The sequence below is a fragment of the Rhizobium laguerreae genome (genome assembly GCF_019778565.1).
Taxonomy (GTDB): Bacteria; Pseudomonadota; Alphaproteobacteria; order Rhizobiales; family Rhizobiaceae; genus Rhizobium; species Rhizobium laguerreae.
On record NZ_JAAXQT010000006.1, the window covers coordinates 416,891 to 434,237 of the forward strand.

General features: G+C 59.9%; 12 protein-coding genes. All 12 read left to right on the forward strand.

What is annotated here, in order from left to right:
* Nucleotides 1–37: 37 nt before the first annotated feature.
* The 12 genes from HFO71_RS20880 to HFO71_RS20935 all read left to right on the forward strand — a co-directional run bounded on the left by HFO71_RS20880 (nt 38) and on the right by HFO71_RS20935 (nt 17,345).
* A complete protein-coding gene (locus HFO71_RS20880) occupies nt 38–994 on the forward strand; it encodes a fibrinogen-binding protein (RefSeq protein ID WP_131640126.1) in 957 nt (318 codons plus the stop codon).
* 144 nt (nt 995–1,138) lie between these two features.
* Nucleotides 1,139–3,172, forward strand: a complete 2,034-nt coding sequence (locus HFO71_RS20885; protein ID WP_131640155.1) for a hypothetical protein — start codon at nt 1,139–1,141, stop codon at nt 3,170–3,172.
* A 25-nt stretch (nt 3,173–3,197) separates the two neighbouring features.
* A complete protein-coding gene (locus HFO71_RS20890) occupies nt 3,198–5,435 on the forward strand; it encodes a type I secretion system permease/ATPase (protein WP_131640127.1) in 2,238 nt (745 codons plus the stop codon).
* A gap of 5 nt (nt 5,436–5,440) precedes the next feature.
* Entirely contained in the window at nt 5,441–6,790 is a 1,350-nt protein-coding gene (locus HFO71_RS20895) for an HlyD family type I secretion periplasmic adaptor subunit (RefSeq protein ID WP_077977691.1), read from the forward strand.
* A 120-nt stretch (nt 6,791–6,910) separates the two neighbouring features.
* Nucleotides 6,911–7,402 carry a hypothetical protein gene (locus HFO71_RS20900; protein ID WP_017962677.1) on the forward strand — a complete coding sequence of 164 codons (492 nt, stop codon included), beginning with the start codon at nt 6,911–6,913 and terminating at the stop codon, nt 7,400–7,402.
* A 269-nt stretch (nt 7,403–7,671) separates the two neighbouring features.
* Entirely contained in the window at nt 7,672–9,324 is a 1,653-nt protein-coding gene (locus HFO71_RS20905) for a GNAT family N-acetyltransferase (protein WP_077977690.1), read from the forward strand.
* Between the two features lie 134 nt (nt 9,325–9,458).
* Nucleotides 9,459–12,836 (forward strand): DEAD/DEAH box helicase, encoded by a 3,378-nt coding sequence (locus HFO71_RS20910; protein WP_221988385.1) that lies wholly within the window; start codon nt 9,459–9,461, stop codon nt 12,834–12,836.
* 234 nt (nt 12,837–13,070) lie between these two features.
* Nucleotides 13,071–13,571 (forward strand): NADH-quinone oxidoreductase subunit J, encoded by a 501-nt coding sequence (locus tag HFO71_RS20915; RefSeq protein WP_131640130.1) that lies wholly within the window; start codon nt 13,071–13,073, stop codon nt 13,569–13,571.
* A complete protein-coding gene (gene nuoK, locus HFO71_RS20920; protein WP_131640157.1) occupies nt 13,571–13,873 on the forward strand; it encodes an NADH-quinone oxidoreductase subunit NuoK in 303 nt (100 codons plus the stop codon). Before HFO71_RS20915 ends, nuoK begins: the two co-directional genes overlap by 1 nt.
* Before the next feature lie 4 nt (nt 13,874–13,877).
* Nucleotides 13,878–15,341 carry a monovalent cation/H+ antiporter subunit D family protein gene (locus HFO71_RS20925; RefSeq protein ID WP_077977074.1) on the forward strand — a complete coding sequence of 488 codons (1,464 nt, stop codon included), beginning with the start codon at nt 13,878–13,880 and terminating at the stop codon, nt 15,339–15,341.
* Nucleotides 15,338–15,592, forward strand: coding sequence for a hypothetical protein (locus HFO71_RS20930; protein WP_017961912.1), 255 nt, complete (start codon nt 15,338–15,340; stop codon nt 15,590–15,592). Before HFO71_RS20925 ends, HFO71_RS20930 begins: the two co-directional genes overlap by 4 nt.
* The gene (locus tag HFO71_RS20935) at nt 15,585–17,345 is read left to right on the forward strand and encodes a Na(+)/H(+) antiporter subunit D (RefSeq protein WP_131640131.1); all 1,761 of its coding nucleotides are present in this window, start codon (nt 15,585–15,587) and stop codon (nt 17,343–17,345) included. The genes HFO71_RS20930 and HFO71_RS20935 overlap by 8 nt, the downstream gene beginning before the upstream one ends.
* The last annotated feature ends 2 nt before the right edge of the window (nt 17,346–17,347 follow it).

The following is a 17,347-nucleotide window of genomic DNA, read 5'->3' on the forward strand; positions in this document are numbered from 1 at the left end:
TTTCGAGAAGCTGCTCCGGTTTTTTCTGGAGAATGCAATGTCTGACGACACCGAAATCACGAAGGCCGGGGCGCTTGCCGACGGCTTTGCCAACAGCGCGATCAATTCGACTAAAATCGACGACGATTCGACCGGTTATGTCGGCGGCGTCGCCAATGGCGACAATCGCGACAATACCGACAACAGCGTCGACGTGGACGTCAAGTCGGAGATCGATGTCGCCGCCAACAATGGCGACAACCGCGACAACGAATATGACTGGAGCTATAAGTCCGACGACGATACGAGCACCAAGACCACGACGATCACCGATACCGACACCAAGACCGACTACGACTGGAGCTATGACAGCAAGTCATACAGCGACAACGATACCGACACCAAGACGATCACGGACACCGATACGAAGACCGTGACCGACACCGATATCAAGACCGTTACCGAGACGGATACGGATACGAAGACGGTTACCGACAGCAACAACACCTCCGACAGCTTCAACAAGACGGACACAGACTTCGCCGTCATCGAGGACGTCAAGGACTCCAACCTCGGCGTTGCCGGACACGACCTCACCTTCAACCTCGGGGACGACTTCTCCTTCACTCTCGACGTCGACAGCATCCTGAACAATTCGCTGACCGGCGAAGGCAATGACAGCGGCTTCAGCGCCATCCAGGCGAACCATCTGGCTGACCAGGATAGCGCCTGGAACACCAAGATGGACAACGCAGGAGCTCAGAACCACCTGAATGCCAATGGCGGCACCGCCGACAGCGCAGAAGGCATGGAGATGGACGGCAAAGGCTGGGATCTCAAGGCCGGCGACGACGCGAGCGGATCGAGCGCGGCCGATGCTTCGGCGATCCTTGCCAATTCCGGCTTCCACCTCGAGCTCGTTCAGGGTGCGAACCTGCTCAGCAACACAGTCGACTCCAGCGTCATCGGCGGCAATTCTCATGCCTCCGACGTCGGCGAGGATACCGGCACCTGACACGACCTCCAGCGACCAAGACGAACTGCACCGGCTCAAGCCGGTGCAGTTTGATTGCTTGAAAACGATTTGACGACCACACCACGGCTCCCCCGGGCGGGCGCCACCAAGGCCGATCGTCATCTCGAATGGGAGGGCCGAACCATGCATATCGAGAAGATTTCGGAAATCATTGCGCACTTCATCGGTCTCTTCGAGATGACGACCGACGAGATGAGGTTGCGTGCCAACTATGCCGAAGGCGCAGGACCGGGCGCGGATGGACCGGCTCTGCCGGATCAGGATGCCTTTACCGCCGCCTTCTCTTCCGATCTCCAGCTCAAGGACTACGATCCGGGCATCAATTACAAAAGCGGCAGCTACGAAATCGAATTTGGCCCGGCGCGCCATTTCGGCCGCGTCTTCGAAGAGAGCCTCGAGAAGCTGGCGGCGATAGCCGGAAAGGACATCCCGTTACCGCATTTCGGCGATCCTACGGATATCGTGCTCACGGATGAGCCGGAACTGACAGTCTTTGCCGGGCCTGGTTCGGCGATCAGTCATGTCCTCCAGGTCAACGCCCTCTACGACGACGACTATCTCGATATGACGGATGGCGTCCATGCGCCTCGAGACACGAGTTTCGTCATCGAGCAGCTCGCGGATTTCAGCACCAAGGCCGAGATCTTCACGCCTTTTGCGAGCCTCCACCGGACAGATACCTATGATGGCGCCCTGAAGATCGCCGAGGATCTCCAAAACTATATCCGGAATGCCAGAAATACCGAGGATAGCGGGGTGGCCTCGCCCGACAGCGACGTGACGCATCATTTCGTCACCACCGAACCCATGGATGACAAAGTCTATGTCAACGGCAAGGTCGAAGCCGATATACCCGTCCTTGACGATTTTCTGCCCGACCGCGGTCTCGCAAAGCTGCCAGAGGAACCCGATGACAGCAATACATCCGTCGAGCAGACCGACCCGAGCGGCAACAGCCTCGATGTCACCGCCGGTGCAAATCTCGTCGTCAACGTCGCCTCGGTGATCAATACCGGCGTCATCACCTCGGTCTCGGCGGTGATGGGCAACTATCACCAGATCGACGCGATCTCCCAGGCCTTTGTCTACAGCGACAACGACGAGATCGCCTCGGCACTGCATTCATCCGGCCATTCGGCCGAAGAGACGGGAACGATCGCCAAGAATATCGCCCTCTTCGAACAAAGCACCTTCGAAGCATCGAGCCATGCCGAACCCGATTCGGCCGATCCGACGTTCCCCAACAGCTGGCGCGTCAGCGTCATCGATGGCGACGTCTCCTTCGTACAGTGGATCGAGCAATATCACTTCGTCACCGACAACGACACGATGACGGTCACCACCTCAGGGTCCGAAGCCACGGTTCTGACGGGCGGCAATACTTCGATTAATTTCTCCTCCTTTTTCCAGATGGGCCTGCAATATGATCTGGTGATCATCGGCGGCAATGTGCTCGATATCAACAGCATCACGCAGGTCTCGCTGCTCTACGACAATGACTGGGTGCGGGCAGAGGGCGACCTCGATCCCGGCGCCGACCTACAAACAGGCAACAACCTGATCTGGAATTTCGCCTCGATCCACAATGTCGGGACGGGCGGCCCGTTCGAGGCCATGCCCGACTACATGGTCGACACGCAGAAGGCGATCGAAGATCGCGATCCCAACATGCCGGAAGGGCTGTCCTTCGATGTGGATTTCCAGGGATATGCCGGCCTCGACGTTCTCTATATCACCGGCAATCTCTACGACATGACGATCATAAAGCAGGTCAGCATCCTCGGCGATTCCGACGATGTGACCCAGGCGGCATCGACCATTCTCGAAAACAATCCCGACGCAACGGTTACGATCGACACGGGCAGCAATGCGGTCGTCAACATCGCCGAGATCGTCGACTACGACAGTTTCGGCCAGACGACCTATCTGGCAGGCCAGCTCTATTCAGACGCCATCCTCATTCAGGGCGGACTGGTGGAGCATGACACGACACAGCCACAGCCGGTCGACGACGGGCTCGCCAATGAAGTCATCGCCTTTCTCGACAACGACGATCCGGCGGGCGGCGATTCCGCTGACGGCGTCATCAATGCCGGGCACGATTTTTCATGGTCGTCGACGCACCCCGCCGACGTAATGCAAGCCATGGTCGCCTGACCTTGAGTATTGCGAGGAAACCACGATGAACCAGATTTCGAAACAAATCTTTGCGGCAGGCAGCGCCCTCGATCTGAGATCGGGCACTATTCCCTCCGCTGCTCCCTCGGATGCGCCGATGACCGATATGTGCATATCCGCGATCGACGAGGCGGTCGAGAACCTTCGCAGGCTGAGCGGCGCCGCTGCTTCGTCTCCCGATCGCCACAAGAAGACGTCCGAAGCTGCGGCAAACGAGGCTGCCGATATCGGACGCGCAAGCGCTACGCAGGCGCCGCTCCCGGAAAAGATGGTGGTGCCGGAAGCTAAAGTGGAAACGGCACCTCATGTCGCGGTGGCGCAGGGCCTGGCGACAGCAAAAACGCCGGAAGCGCCAGCCCGGCCGCAGATCGAAGCGCGGGTGACCCCCGAACTGCCGAAAGAGAAGACCGAGCTTAAATCGAGCCCGACGATGCCTTTCGGCAGGACCATCGAAGGCGAAAGCGGTCCGATCAGCGAGAACAACAGGCGGCTGCGCACCTGCGGCGGCGGTTTTCACAAGCGTAGCGAGCCTGTGAATTTCGCCGCCAGCCTCTCGCGGGGCATGGCGGCGGTACGGCGCAATTTGGTGGTCGTCATGATGTTCACGATCGCCATCAACGTCCTTCTGCTGGCAATCCCGCTCTATCTATTCCAGATATCCGATCGTGTGCTGACAAGCCGTTCCATCGACACGCTCGTCATGCTCTCGATCGCCGTGCTCGGCGCCGTGCTACTACAGGCCTTCATGGATTCGGTGCGCCGCTTCATCCTGATGCGCACCGCGGTGGAGCTCGAAGTACAGCTCGGCGCGCCGATCCTCAGCGCTGCAGCCAGGGCATCGCTGCATGGCAGCGGCAAGGACTATCAGACGCTGCAGGATCTGCAGCTGCTGCGCGGCTTCCTGACATCAGGCACGCTGATCGCATTTCTCGATGCGCCGCTGATGCCGTTCTTCGTGGTCGTCGTCTATTTCGTGCATCCGCATCTCGGCATCATCATCATGGTCTGCTGCGCGGTGCTTTTCGTCATCGCCTATCTGAACCAGAAATTCACCGCCCGGCAATTCGCCGAATCCAACGGCTATCTCAGCCGGGCGAATTTCCATCTCGATTCCATGTCGCGCAATTCGCAGATCATCAACGCAATGGCGATGATCCCCGAGGCCGTGAAGATGTGGGGCCGGGAAACGGCGGGTTCGCTGAAATCGCAAGTCGAGGCACAGGACCGCAATATCATCTTCTCCGGCATATCGAAGGCCTGCCGCATGATCACCCAGGTCACCCTGCTCGGCTGGGGCGCACATCTGTCGCTCGCCGGCGAACTGACGGGCGGCATGGTGATTGCGGCCTCGATCATCTCGGGACGCGCGCTGGCACCAATCGAAGGCGCCATAGAAGGGTGGAACCAGTTCAACCGGTCGGCAGCCGCCTATAGCAGGATCAAGGGACTACTGTTGAATTCCCCATTGAACTTCCCGCGCCTGCGCCTCCCCAATCCCGAAGGCCGGCTCGATGTCGAACGCATTCTCTTCGTGCCGCCACCGCAAAAGAAGGTCATTCTCAACGGCATCTCCTTCTCGCTCAGGAAGGGGGAATCGCTTGCGATCATCGGAAATTCCGGATCCGGCAAGACGACGCTCGGCAAGATGCTCGTCGGCTCGATCGTCCCGACATCGGGAAATGTACGCCTCGACCTAATGGATCTGCGCAACTGGGATCAGCGCCAGTTCGGCGAAAGCATCGGCTATCTGCCGCAGGACGTGCAGCTCTTTCCCGGCACGATCAAGGCCAATATCTGCCGCATGCGCGACGACGTCGACGATCACCAGATCTACGAGGCGGCGGTGCTGGCCGACGTTCACGAACTCATCGCAGGCTTCCCGCAGGGCTACGAAACCATCGTGGCGGCCGATGGCGCTCCGCTTTCGGGCGGCCAGAAGCAGCGCATCGCGCTCGCCCGCGCCTTCTTCGGCAATCCCAAATTCGTGGTGCTCGACGAGCCGAACTCGAACCTCGATACGCAGGGCGAGGCAGCCCTTGCCAGGGCACTGATCCACGCCAAGAAGCAGGGCATTACCACCGTCACCATCACCCAGCGCCCGGCTCTTCTCCAATGCGTCGACAAGATCCTTGTGCTCAAGGACGGCACTGTCGCCATGTTCGGGGAAAGGATCGAGGTGCTGCAGGCGCTTTCCAAGAACAACGGCAATAACGGTCAACAAGCACCGCGCATTGAGGGATGAACGACATGGGACGGAAAAATCGGGAGACGACAGGTCCGGCGCAGCTCGAGTGGTATAGCGATGTGCCGCGCTCGATCCGTGTGCACAGCATCGTCGGCCTGACGGTTCTCTTCACCTCGTTCGGAGGCTTCGGCTTTTGGGCGGCGACGGCGCCGCTCGCCTCCGCCGTTATCGCGCAGGGAAGCTTCGTCGCGACCGGCAACAACAAGATCATCCAGCATCTGGAAGGCGGCATCATCAAGGAGATGCGCGTCAGCGAAGGCGATACGGTCAGGGAAGGCGACATCCTGCTGACCCTCGATCCCACAGCATCCCGCTCGAACGAGCGGATGCTGCAGCTTCGTCGCCTGCGCCTTGAAGCCGTCGTCGCCAGGCTCCGTGCCGAAGCGCAGGGCCTGCGCGAATTCCAGCTTCCCGATATCGTGACGAAGGAGGCCGGCGATCCCGATATCAACGCGATCATCCAGAGCCAGAACGTCGTCTTCCGCAGCAAGCAGATCAAACTCGAGGAGCAGCTCAATCTGATCGGGAAGAACATCGCATCGCTCGAATTCCGGTTCGCCGGCTATAGGGGCCAGCGAGAATCCTTCGAAAGGCAGCTGTCGCTGCTGACCGAGGAACGCGACTCCAAGGCTCGGCTGGTCAAGGTCGGCTATATGCGCAAGACGGATCTGCTGGCAATCGAGCGAGCGATCGCCGATGCGATGGGCGACATTGCTCGACTGAACGGCGAGCTCAACGAGAGCGAAGCGGAGATCGCCAAATTCCGCCAGGAAGCCGTCATCGCCGTCAACTCCAACAAGCAGGCGGCACTCGATGCGCTCGAGACCGCCGAAACCGATCTGGACAGTGTGCGCCAACAGATGCGCGAGGCCGCCGGCGTGCTCGAACGCACCACTATCCGTTCGCCGGTGTCGGGCACGGTGGTGCGCTCCTATTTTCACACAGCCGGCGGTGTCATCACGACAGGAAAGCCGATCATGGAGATCCTGCCGTCGCATGTGCCGCTGATCCTGGAAGCGAAGGTGCTGCGCAACTCCATCGACCAGTTGCATGAGGGAGAAACGGCCTCGATCCGCCTCACGGCGCTCAACCGGCGCACGACCCCTGTTTTGCAGGGCAAGGTCTTCTACGTCTCAGCCGATTCGATCGAGGAAAATGCGGGAGCTTCGGTCAAGGACGTCTATATCGTCCGCGTCGGAATACCCGATTCCGAGATTGCGCGGGTGCACAATTTCCATCCCGTTCCTGGAATGCCGGCCGAAGTGCTGATTCAGACGTCGGAACGCACCTTCTTCGAATATCTGAGCAAACCGATCACCGACAGCATGTCCCGGGCTTTCAAGGAGCGCTGATCGCTCACGATCCGGCAACGGGCGGTCCGGTAGATATGACGGACTTGCCCGTTGTTCTGATGTAATGTCCACATGTTCATCCCTTGAGGGATGGATCCCTCCGGGGAGAAAGGGGCAAGCATGGCGGCGATGTCCGATGTCCTGCTGCGGGTCGGCCGCCTGAACTATGTCTGGACGAACACCGAAAGCCTGCTGATCTACATCATCGCCCATCTTCTCCGGGTCGAAAAGGATGCGGCAATCGTCGTGTTCCTGACGCTGAACACCACGCGCGCCCGGATCGATCTCATCGAACGGCTGTCCAAGCTCGCTTCGACCTCCCCTTCCGACCGGAAGGCGATTCTTTCGGCCATGGCGCGGCTGAAGAAGGAATCCAAGATCCGCAACAAGTACAATCACTGCATCTATTCCTTCGACGAAAAAGGAGAGATCTCGAGCACGCAGCTGATGCGGCTCGTCGAGGACGACAAGCAGATCCGCTACGGCAAGATCGAACAGATGGACGCGCGCGAACTCGACCTTCTCGAAAAGTCGATCGCCGAGATCGTCGCCATCAGCCGGACGCTCTGGGCCTTCATCCATGCGAGCCCGCGGATCTCCGGCGAGCTCTGATCTAATCTTATGTACCCATGTTCTCAAAACCGCTGCACACTTTCGGGCGATGTCCGTTGAAGTGCAGCATCCTTCAGGACCCGTTGCGCTCTAACGTTTTGAATCTGTGTATAATTGCTACCAGAAACCGGATGCGATTTTGGGTTATGCGCCGGCTCAGGACTAATCCCATTTAGGCCACTTAAATCATCCGGACGGTTTATTTGAAGATCGGTGTTTCCCACTAGAATGAAACCTCCCGAGTGACGTATGGGGTATTGGGGGCGGACATGCGCATAGATATCATCGACACCATTACAGGGTTCGAGGCGGTACGCGAGAACTGGGATCAGGTCTTCCTGGAAGATCCCGACGCGCAGCATTTCCTCTCCTGGATATGGCTGAAGAACTATCTCTCCCGCCGACGCCGCTGGTTCATCCTCGCCCTTCGCGAACGCGATCCCGAAGCACCCTATGTCGCCTTCTTTCCGCTGCGCCTCATCACGCATCTGAACGAGAAGACCGGGCTCTTCTACGACGAGATCATCATGGCCGGGAATTTTGCGGCCGATTATACTGGCTTCATCGTCAGACCGGATTACGAGCATCACGCCATTGCCGGCTTTGCTTCGTTTCTCAAGCATCAGAACTGGACCGACCTGAAGCTCGAATATTTCAGCGGTCCTGCCGGCCGGCGCGAGAAGATGATCGAGGCGCTGCAGGGGCCGGAGGTGATGTTTCGCGACAGCTCGCCCAAAAACAGCGAGAATATCGACAATACGATCTGCCCGATCGTCCCCCTGCCGGCAAGCTTCGACGACTATCTCGAACAGCGCATGAGCAGCCAGACTCGCCAGAAGCTCCGGCGGTTCCTGCGCAAGGTCGAAGGAGACGATATTTACCGGATCACGATGGCAACCGCCGAGACCATCGATCGGGACTTGGACATCCTCTTCAAACTCTGGCGGATCAAGTGGAGTGCCCGCAAAGGCATGGAGCGGACCGAGCGGCTGATCATCACCACGCGCGAGATGCTGATGGACAGCTTCAACTGCGGCAATCTCGAGGTGCCGGTCTTTTGGCATGGCGACCAGCCGCTCGGCGCGCTGGCGAATATCGTCGACCGGCAGAAGCAGGCGATCCTCTTTTATATCACCGGCCGCGACGAAAACTGGAAGACGCCGTCCCCCGGTCTCATCCTGCATGGTTACTGCATCCGGCGAGCGATCGAGCACGGCTTCAAGACCTATGATTTCCTTCGCGGAAACGAACCCTATAAATATATGTTCGGGGCGGAGGAAAGGCGGATCAGCTGCACCCTGTTCCGCACCCGCAACGGCCTGAATCTGCATGGCGTGCTGAACCCGCGCAGTATTCGTTTCGTCTATGAACAGGCGCTCGACATGTACCGCAACGGAGCCCGGAGCAAGGCGGAGATCGCCTTCAACCAGGTCCTGCAATCGGCTCCAGGCCATACCGGCGCGGAATTCGGGCTCGCCAATCTGCTATTCGACCGCGGCAAGCTGACGGAGGCATTGACTGCCTACAAGGTTCTCGTCGAGCAAGCGTCCGATCCGACACCGATCCAAATGCGGCTTGGCGACACGCAGCTTGCCCTGCATCAATATGAGCAGGCCGCAGAGACTTTCCGCCGGGTCGGCGAGATTGGGCCGCATCTTATCCAGGCACATTACAAGCGCGGTATCGCCCTTGCCGCCAGCAAACGGCTGGCCGAGGCCGAGGCCGTCTTCGCCGCGATCCAGGACGTGCATTCGGACGATCCGACTTCGCTCGATTATGCCGCCAAGGCGGGGATTGCCCTCGAACGCCTGCGCTCGATCGCCGAGCCCGCCGTTGGCAAGACGGACGTCGTGCCGGAGACCATCGCCCGCTGGAATCGGGGACGGCAACTCAGCGAGCGACGCCGGCCACGTCTGCATTGATGTGGCCTTGCCATGGTGCGGAAATGCGGTCCGGCGGCTCCGGGACGCGCAGCCACCATGGTCTTTGATTTTGAGCTGCAATCGTTGCTAAAAGAAAGCGCGAGCCTATTTTTGCAACTCCTCAGTGAGAAGTCATGCAGACAATTGCAGACGGCGCCGAAAGGGAACGGCTTCTGGCCATTCTCGATTTCTGGCACAAGATCGAGTTCTTCATTCCTTACGATCTCTCCAGCCGCATCGTCTCCGGTGAAGGCCGAACTGTTTTCTGGCTGCATGCGAAAACGCTCGAGGATGACGGTGCCGCACTCAGCCGTCCAGCGATCCCCGAGGAGAAGCAAATCACGGGTTTTACCCTCTTCCTCGGGATTTTCAACAAATCCGAAATTGCCGATATCCGCAGACACTTCGATAGCGTTACAGCCGATATCGCCGAATATGACGATGCCGAACGCGGTGATCTCGATGGCGATACCTGCTTTGCCAGCCTGCAGCTCTCCCCCTTGGGAGAGCCGATGTTCGAAACATTTTCGGTTTCCACGCTTCCATGGGCTCTGGGACGGGTGCGGAAATCCGGCCTCTCCTCGCTCAGCCACGAGGCATTTGCCGACAGCAAGCGGCAGCTCTCGGAATTGCTTCAAAACTTTCGGGCTCAACGGCATCTGAGATCTTCATCCTCCGAGGACATGGTCGATCAGCCGATCGATGCCAACGAAATCCTGACACTGCATGAATTGCTCTGCGATTGGGCCGGCTTTGCCTCGAAGCACGAAAAGCCCATCGCCGCTGTTGAAATACGCTATCGAGACCGGGTGGAAAAACCTGAGCTTATCTCCTTGCCGCCACCGCCTGATAGTAATGCGATCGATGCCGACGACGAGGACGAGAGTGCAAGCGTTGAAGATGACATCGGCATCCTGAACAGCTTCTTCATCGAAGACATCGAGCGGGCGATGATACGCGTCACGCATGGCGATATCCCCGCGCCGCTCAGGCAATATCTCACCCCGCTGGCGCGTGAGAAACGGATCGACCTCTACTCGGAGGACGGACGCCGGGCGATCGTTCGGGCCTTGCATCCTGGAAAACTCAACCGCGGGCGCTGGCTCAGCGAACCTCACCACGCCATGAGCCTCATGCAACAGTTCGCGATCAATTCGGCAATCGACGACCTGTCGGAAACGGGACTGTTCTCGGTCAACGGCCCGCCAGGGACGGGAAAGACGACGCTGCTTCGCGACATGTTCGCGGATAATATCGTTCGGCGCGCCCGCATCCTGGCCTCCTTGAAGACGGCTCGCGATGCCTTCGATGGCGCGCCGCGCCGCGTCATTTTCTCGGACCGGAGCACGGCCTCGATATCGGCGCTGATCCCGGCCCTGGCAGGATTCGAAATGGTCGTCGCCTCCTCCAACAACGCCGCCGTGGAGAATATTTCGCGCGACCTTCCGAAGAAAAGCTCGGTCGCGAGAACGTCTTCCTTCCAATATCTGCAGACCATCGCGCACAAAATCGCTTGCCAGAAGGACAATGGGGCGGTCGTCAAGCTCTCGGACGGCGACCGCCCATGGGGGCTGATCGCCTGTGCGCTCGGCAATTCCCGGAATCGCCGAGCGTTCAAGGAACGTTTCGCCTTCATGGAGATCGCCGAAAGGCCGAAGCCCGGCTGGTCCGGTGCCGACAAACCAGAGACCATCTGGGAGTGGCTAAAGGGTTATAAGGGACCAAACTTCGCCGAAGCATCGGCGGCATTTCAGGCCGCCGACAAGGTGGTTCGCGACAAGATCGGCGAATATGCACGCTATGCCGATCTCCATGAAGAAATCTCCCTGATTTCGCAGGATACTTTCTGCCGCGAGGCGCTTGAAAAGGTCAGGGCGGCCGCAAGCGAGCTTCGACATGCGCAGGACCGATGCGACATGGTCGCGGCCGAAATGCTCCGTATCAGGGAAGGATTGTCTCAGCTGAAGGAGGAGGAACAACTGCTCGACCGCAGCGCTCCCGCGTGGTGGGAGAAAGTGCTGCCGGCCAATCCTGCCCGCCAGCATCGGCAAAGTGTTATCGCCAATGCGCGCAGGCAGTTGGAATTGCGCAAGGCACTGGCGCAATGCGAGCGTCATATTGCAAAAACCCATGGACCTGCGCTGAAACGGGCGCTGCGGGGATATCAGCGGGCGGAACAGACGCTAGGATCGCAACGGGAAATCTGGTCGAGGAAGAGAGAGGAATACGATCGCCTCGGAAAGATTCTCGATCATCCCATCCTACCCGGGCGTCTCGCCGATCTCGAGACCGATCAGTTCCAGATTGACGGTCTGTGGCATCGAGACGAACTGGCAGGTCTGCGTTCTGCATTGGTGGAAGCGGCATTGACGCTGCATGAAGCGTGGCTGGCTGACGTGGGCAAGAAAGGCGGAGGTTTTGGAGGAAACATCGTCGCCACCAACAAACTGCTTTCCAACAACGGACCCGCCGACGGCGAGCACATTGCGTTGATCTGGCAGAGCCTTTTCATGATCGTTCCCATCGTCTCGACGACCTTCGCCTCCTTTGCCCGGCAGTTCCGCGGTCTCGACACCGGCTCGATCGGCTGGGTCTTCATCGATGAAGCTGGTCAGGCGGTGCCGCAAGCGGCCGTCGGCGCCCTGTTGCGGGCCCGCCGCGTTATGGTGATCGGCGATCCCCAGCAGATCGAACCGGTCTTCACGCTGCCCAGCGCACTGATCACCGCCATCTCGGCTCTCTCGCCCCACACGGCGGCAGGACAATATTCGCCGAACAGGGCGTCGGTGCAGATGCTGGCCGACGCCACCAACCGCTATGGGACGGCGGTCTCGGGCGAGGAAGCCGACGGGCTCTGGATCGGCAGCCCCCTCAGGGTACATCGGCGCTGCATCGATCCGATGTTCGGCCTTGCCAACCAGATCGCCTATCAGAACAAGATGGTATTCGGGCTGGAAGAACGCCGACCAGCCGGCGACGTGCCGCCGTTTTACGGCGACAGCGCCTGGATCGATGTCAAGGGCAGGGTATCGGGCAAACAGGCCGTTGTGGAACAGACGGATTTCATCGTCGACGTCCTTACCGCCACCTATCGCCGGGACGGCGCGTTGCCAGATCTCTATATCATCTCGCCGTTCAAAGAGATCAAGAACAGTCTGAGGCAGGCTCTCGCCCACGCGACATGGATCGATCCGAACGGAAATATGCGGGCATCTCCACCGAAGCTGTCGAGGTGGTTGAAGGAAGGGATCGGCACGGTGCATACCTTCCAGGGCAAGGAAGAAGACATCGTTTTCATGGTGCTCGGCGCCGATGCCGACCATAGCGGAGCGGCCAGTTGGGCCGCTTCGAAGCCGAACCTCTTGAACGTTGCCCTCACGCGCGCCAAGCGCCGATTCTATATCGTCGGCGATCGCAGCCTCTGGGAGGGCCTGCCTTATTTCCGGGAGACAGCGAGCGCCTTGGATACATTGCAGGCAGCAGAATTCCTGGGCCGCATTGAATTGGACTGAAGGATCGGGATCCGATTACTGCTCACTGGATCCTTGCCTCGACCGACGTCTGGAAACGTTTCGCAAGCGACCTTCGCCACATCCGGACCGGCCTGGTTTGCTCCGCCAATGACAATAATCTTGTGAAAAATCCGATATTAGGGCACAATTTGTGAACGCATCGGAATTTGCGGCGCAATCTCAATTCCGGCCGTCTCGCGCCGGGTAGCAGTTCGCGTCGGAGGGTCGGCGTCGATGGAACCGGGGTTCTTTCTTGTGTTCGCTACGGTGTCCGTGATCACGGCCCTGACGGTGGTCTTGGCCCGGAATCCGGTGCACAGCGCAATGGCGCTGATGGCGTGTTTCCTCAACATCTCGGCAATCTTCGTCTTGCTCGAGGCGCCGTTGCTCGCGGTCATCCAGATCTTCGTCTATGTCGGCGCGATTATGGTCCTGTTCGTCTTCGTGATCATGATGATCGATGTGCGCGAAGCGGTCTTGCAACGGTTCTTGCCGGGCGGCAACATGGCGGCTCTGGTGTTGCTCGTCCTGCTTGGGATCGAGATGGTTGCGCTGGTGCTCTGGAGCGGCCGCTTTTCGCTCACGCAGCCCGTCACCGTGCGCGGTGGCGATCAGGTCAGGCAGCTCAGCACAACGCTGTTCGCCGACTATCTCCTGCCGTTTGAAGTTGCGTCCGTCATCCTGCTGGCCGCCCTGATCGGGGCCATCGTGCTGGCGCAGAAGGAGCAGCGGTGATGGTTCCGCTCTGGTGGTGTATTTTGCTCGGAGTGGCGCTGTTCGTGATCGGAGCGGCGGGCGTGCTGCTCAGGCGCAACATTCTGGTCGTGCTGATGTCGCTGGAGCTGTTGCTCAACTCGGTCAACATCAATTTCATCGCTTTCGGACGTTACTACGCCGATTTCCGCGGTCAGATCTTCGCGATCTTCGTCATCGCAATCACCGCGGCGGAGGTTGCCGTCGCCCTCGGTATCCTGGTCGCCCTCGTGAGGAACAAATCTACCCTCAAGGTCGACGACGTGACCATGATGAAAGGATAGTGGCTTGGACCCGGTGATATCGATCCGGCCGCTACTTGCCGTCGCCGTCGCGGGCCTGGCGGCCCTTGCAGTTCTTCTACTGAACAACCGCGAGAAACTCCGCGATATCGTCTCGCCATTGGCGGCAATCGCCATGTTCGCAATTGTCGTCTCGATGGCGCCCACGGTGCTGGCGGGCGGGACGGTCGAATTGCGCCTGTTTGAGGTTCTGCCGGGGATTGACTTGGCCTTCCGGGTCGATGCGCTCGGCATGGTGTTTGCCACCGTCTCGTCGCTGCTGTGGATTGTCGCGGCGATCTATTCCATCGGCTACATGCGGCACTTGAACGAGCATGCGCAGACCCGGTTCTTCGCCTGCTTTGCCGCCAGTCTCGCGGCAGCGGTCGGGGGCGCCTTTTCCGCCAATCTGTTCACGCTGGTGATCTTCTACGAGATGCTCACCCTCGTGACCTATCCGCTCGTTTACCACCACGAAGACGAAGAGGGATGGGCGGGCAGCCGCAAGTACCTGGTCTATTTGATGGGAGCGTCAAAGAGCGTGCTTCTCGCCGCGCTGGCGCTGACCTACCACATTGCGGGATCGCTCGACTTTGTCACGGGGGGCCTGCTGGCAGGGAGCGATGCTTCGGCGGCGCTGCTGACAGTCGTCTATTTCTGCTACCTCTTCGGCTTCGCCAAGGCTGCGGTGATGCCGATGCACGCATGGCTGCCTGCCGCGATGGTGGCGCCGACACCGGTCAGTGCGCTCCTGCATGCCGTGGCCGTGGTCAAGATGGGCGTGTTTTGCGTGCTGCGGTTGGTGTTCCATGTGTTCGGCACGGGGCTGGTGGACGGGCTAGGACTGGGCATCGCCACGGCCTATCTGGTCTCGTTCACGATTCTGATGGCGTCGGTCTACGCCCTGACGCGGGACGACCTGAAGGCGCGGCTCGCCTATTCGACGGTCAGCCAGCTCTCCTACATCGTGCTGGGGGCGGTTCTGCTCTCGCCGGTCGCGATGGTCGGTGGGATCATCCACATCGCGGCGCATGCATTCTCAAAGATCACACTGTTTTTCTGCGCCGGGTCGATCTATTGCGCGTCTGGCAAGCGCAACATCAGCGACATGGCTGGTATCGGCCGCCGGTTGCCCTGGACGATGGGGGCGTTCTTCGTCGGCTCACTCAGCATGATCGGCGTGCCACCGACTGCGGGGTTCGTGAGCAAGTGGTATCTGGCGCGAGGCGCGGTGGAGGCGGGGGAAATCGCGTTCCTGATCGTGCTCCTAGCGAGTTCGGTTCTCAACGCCGCTTATTTCCTGCCGGTCAGCTATGTCGCCTTTTTCGGGACGGAGGCGCAAGGGAGCCCGGCAACGGTCCGTGAAATTCCGATGGTGACGATCCCGCTAGTTGCGACCGCCATCCTGTCGGTGGCGATGGGCATCTTCCCCGACTATTTCGTCGCCTTGGCGGAAGGAGTTGTCAGGTGATAAAGCGCGTGGTCGATTTCTTTGGCGACGGAAAGTATGCGACCGAACGGCGTCGGCTTTTCTATCTGGTGCTCGTCCTGATCGTCATCGCCGACTTCCTGGTGCCGCGCGAACACGCCGAATACCCGTGGGACCGTCTGCCGGGCTGGTCGGCCGTCTACGGCTTCTTATCCTGCGTGCTGCTGATTTTCGTTTCCAAGTTCCTCGGTCATCGGGCTGGGCTCATGCGGCGCGAGGACTATTATGACTGACTTCGTCCATCCCGCCCTGCTGTTCATTCTCGGTGTCCTGCCGATCCCCTTTCTGAACGGGTCGATCCGCAAGGCCTATCTGCTGCTGATCCCGATACTTGCGATCCTCACCGTGCTCACGATGCAGTCAGGCAGCTACGGCGCGGCATCGTTCATTGGGCAGGAAATCCTCATCGCGAAGGTCGACAAGCTGAGCATCGTCTTCGCAACGGTCTTCACCATTATGGCGCTGATCGGAACGGTCTACGCTCTGCACCTGACGCGCCCCGGCCAGCATGTCGCTGCGTTCGTCTATGTCGGCAGCGCGCTTGGTGTGGTTTTCGCCGGCGACTACCTGACCTTGTACCTGTTCTGGGAAGGCATGGCGTTTGCCTCTGCCTATCTGGTTTTCGCCCAGGGCGGCCGGCAGGCGGTTGCCGCCGGTTTCCGCTATCTCATGGTCCACATCACCGGCGGCGTCGTTCTGCTCGGTGGCGTCATTCTCCACGAGCTCGCCACGGGTTCGCTGCTCCTCGGCCCGATCGCGGGGGGGATGGGCGTCGGCGCCTACCTGATCCTTGCCGGGTTCATGCTCAACGCCGCGGTGCCGCCCCTTAACGCTTGGCTGACTGATGCTTACCCCGAGGCGACTGTCACCGGGGCGGTGTTTATGAGCGCCTTCACCACGAAGACCGCCGTCTATGTCCTGGCGCGGACGTTTCCGGGGACCGAGCTTCTGGTTTGGCTCGGCACTGCAATGGCGCTTTACGGTGTCATCTACGCGGTGCTGGAGAACGACTGCCGGCGGCTGCTCGCCTATCATATCGTCAGCCAAGTGGGCTACATGGTGGCAGGTATCGGCATCGGCACCGAGATGGCAGTGAACGGCGCCTCCAGCCACGCCTTCGCGCATATCCTCTACAAGGCACTGCTATTCATGGGCGCAGGAGCGGTGATCCACGTGACCGGCCGCCGCAAGCTCACCGAACTTGGCGGGCTCTACAGGACCATGCCGATAACGGTGGCGCTCTATATGGTCGGCGCCTTCGCAATCTCGGCGTTTCCGTTCTTCTCAGGCTTTGTCACCAAATCGATGGTGATTGCCGCCGCCGGACAGGATCATCGGGCGCTGGTGGTGGTGGCGTTGACGATGGCGTCGTCGGGGACGTTCCTGCACACGGGCCTGAAGCTCCCGTATTACATGTTTTTCGGCGTGGACCGGAAACTGGAGGCGCGGGAGCCGCCGCGCAACATGCTGGTTGCGATGGGCATGGCGGCGGTGCTCTGCATTGCGATCGGGGTATTCCCGCAGCCGCTTTACGCTCTCCTTCCCTATTCGGTCGACTTCGAACCCTATACGGGCGTCCATCTCACCGAGAGCCTCAGCTTGTTGATGTTCACCGCACTGGGATTCGTGCTGTTCCTCAGGGCGCTCGACCCCGAGAACACGATCAGCATCGACACCGACTGGTTCTACCGCAAGGGCGCGCGGCTCTTCATGTGGTTCGCCGAAAAACCGCTGGCGCGCTATGAGAAGGCGGTAAGCAACGTGTCCGAGACAGCCGCGCTACCCTTCCTGCATGGGACGGCACGGGCGGGACTGTGGATCGATCTCACCGGCGTGGACGCCGTCGTGAACGGCGTCGCCCGCTCGATCCTGCGCGGCGGCGGGCGGCTCCGGCGGCTCCAGACCGGCGTCGTGACCCATTACGCGCTGGCGATGATCGCTGGTGTGATCGCAGCCGCCGTGGTCTTCGCCGTAGTATGGCGGTAGGG

Bases quoted from the DNA above. Each gene is read 5' to 3' on its own strand.
- HFO71_RS20880 (WP_131640126.1), top strand. From the start codon at position 38: ATGTCTGACGACACCGAAATCACGAAGGCCGGGGCGCTTGCCGACGGC.
- HFO71_RS20885 (WP_131640155.1), top strand. From the start codon at position 1,139: ATGCATATCGAGAAGATTTCGGAAATCATTGCGCACTTCATCGGTCTC.
- HFO71_RS20890 (WP_131640127.1), top strand. From the start codon at position 3,198: ATGAACCAGATTTCGAAACAAATCTTTGCGGCAGGCAGCGCCCTCGAT.
- HFO71_RS20895 (WP_077977691.1), top strand. From the start codon at position 5,441: ATGGGACGGAAAAATCGGGAGACGACAGGTCCGGCGCAGCTCGAGTGG.
- HFO71_RS20900 (WP_017962677.1), top strand. From the start codon at position 6,911: ATGGCGGCGATGTCCGATGTCCTGCTGCGGGTCGGCCGCCTGAACTAT.
- HFO71_RS20905 (WP_077977690.1), top strand. From the start codon at position 7,672: ATGCGCATAGATATCATCGACACCATTACAGGGTTCGAGGCGGTACGC.
- HFO71_RS20910 (WP_221988385.1), top strand. From the start codon at position 9,459: ATGCAGACAATTGCAGACGGCGCCGAAAGGGAACGGCTTCTGGCCATT.
- HFO71_RS20915 (WP_131640130.1), top strand. From the start codon at position 13,071: ATGGAACCGGGGTTCTTTCTTGTGTTCGCTACGGTGTCCGTGATCACG.
- nuoK (WP_131640157.1), top strand. From the start codon at position 13,571: ATGGTTCCGCTCTGGTGGTGTATTTTGCTCGGAGTGGCGCTGTTCGTG.
- HFO71_RS20935 (WP_131640131.1), top strand. From the start codon at position 15,585: ATGACTGACTTCGTCCATCCCGCCCTGCTGTTCATTCTCGGTGTCCTG.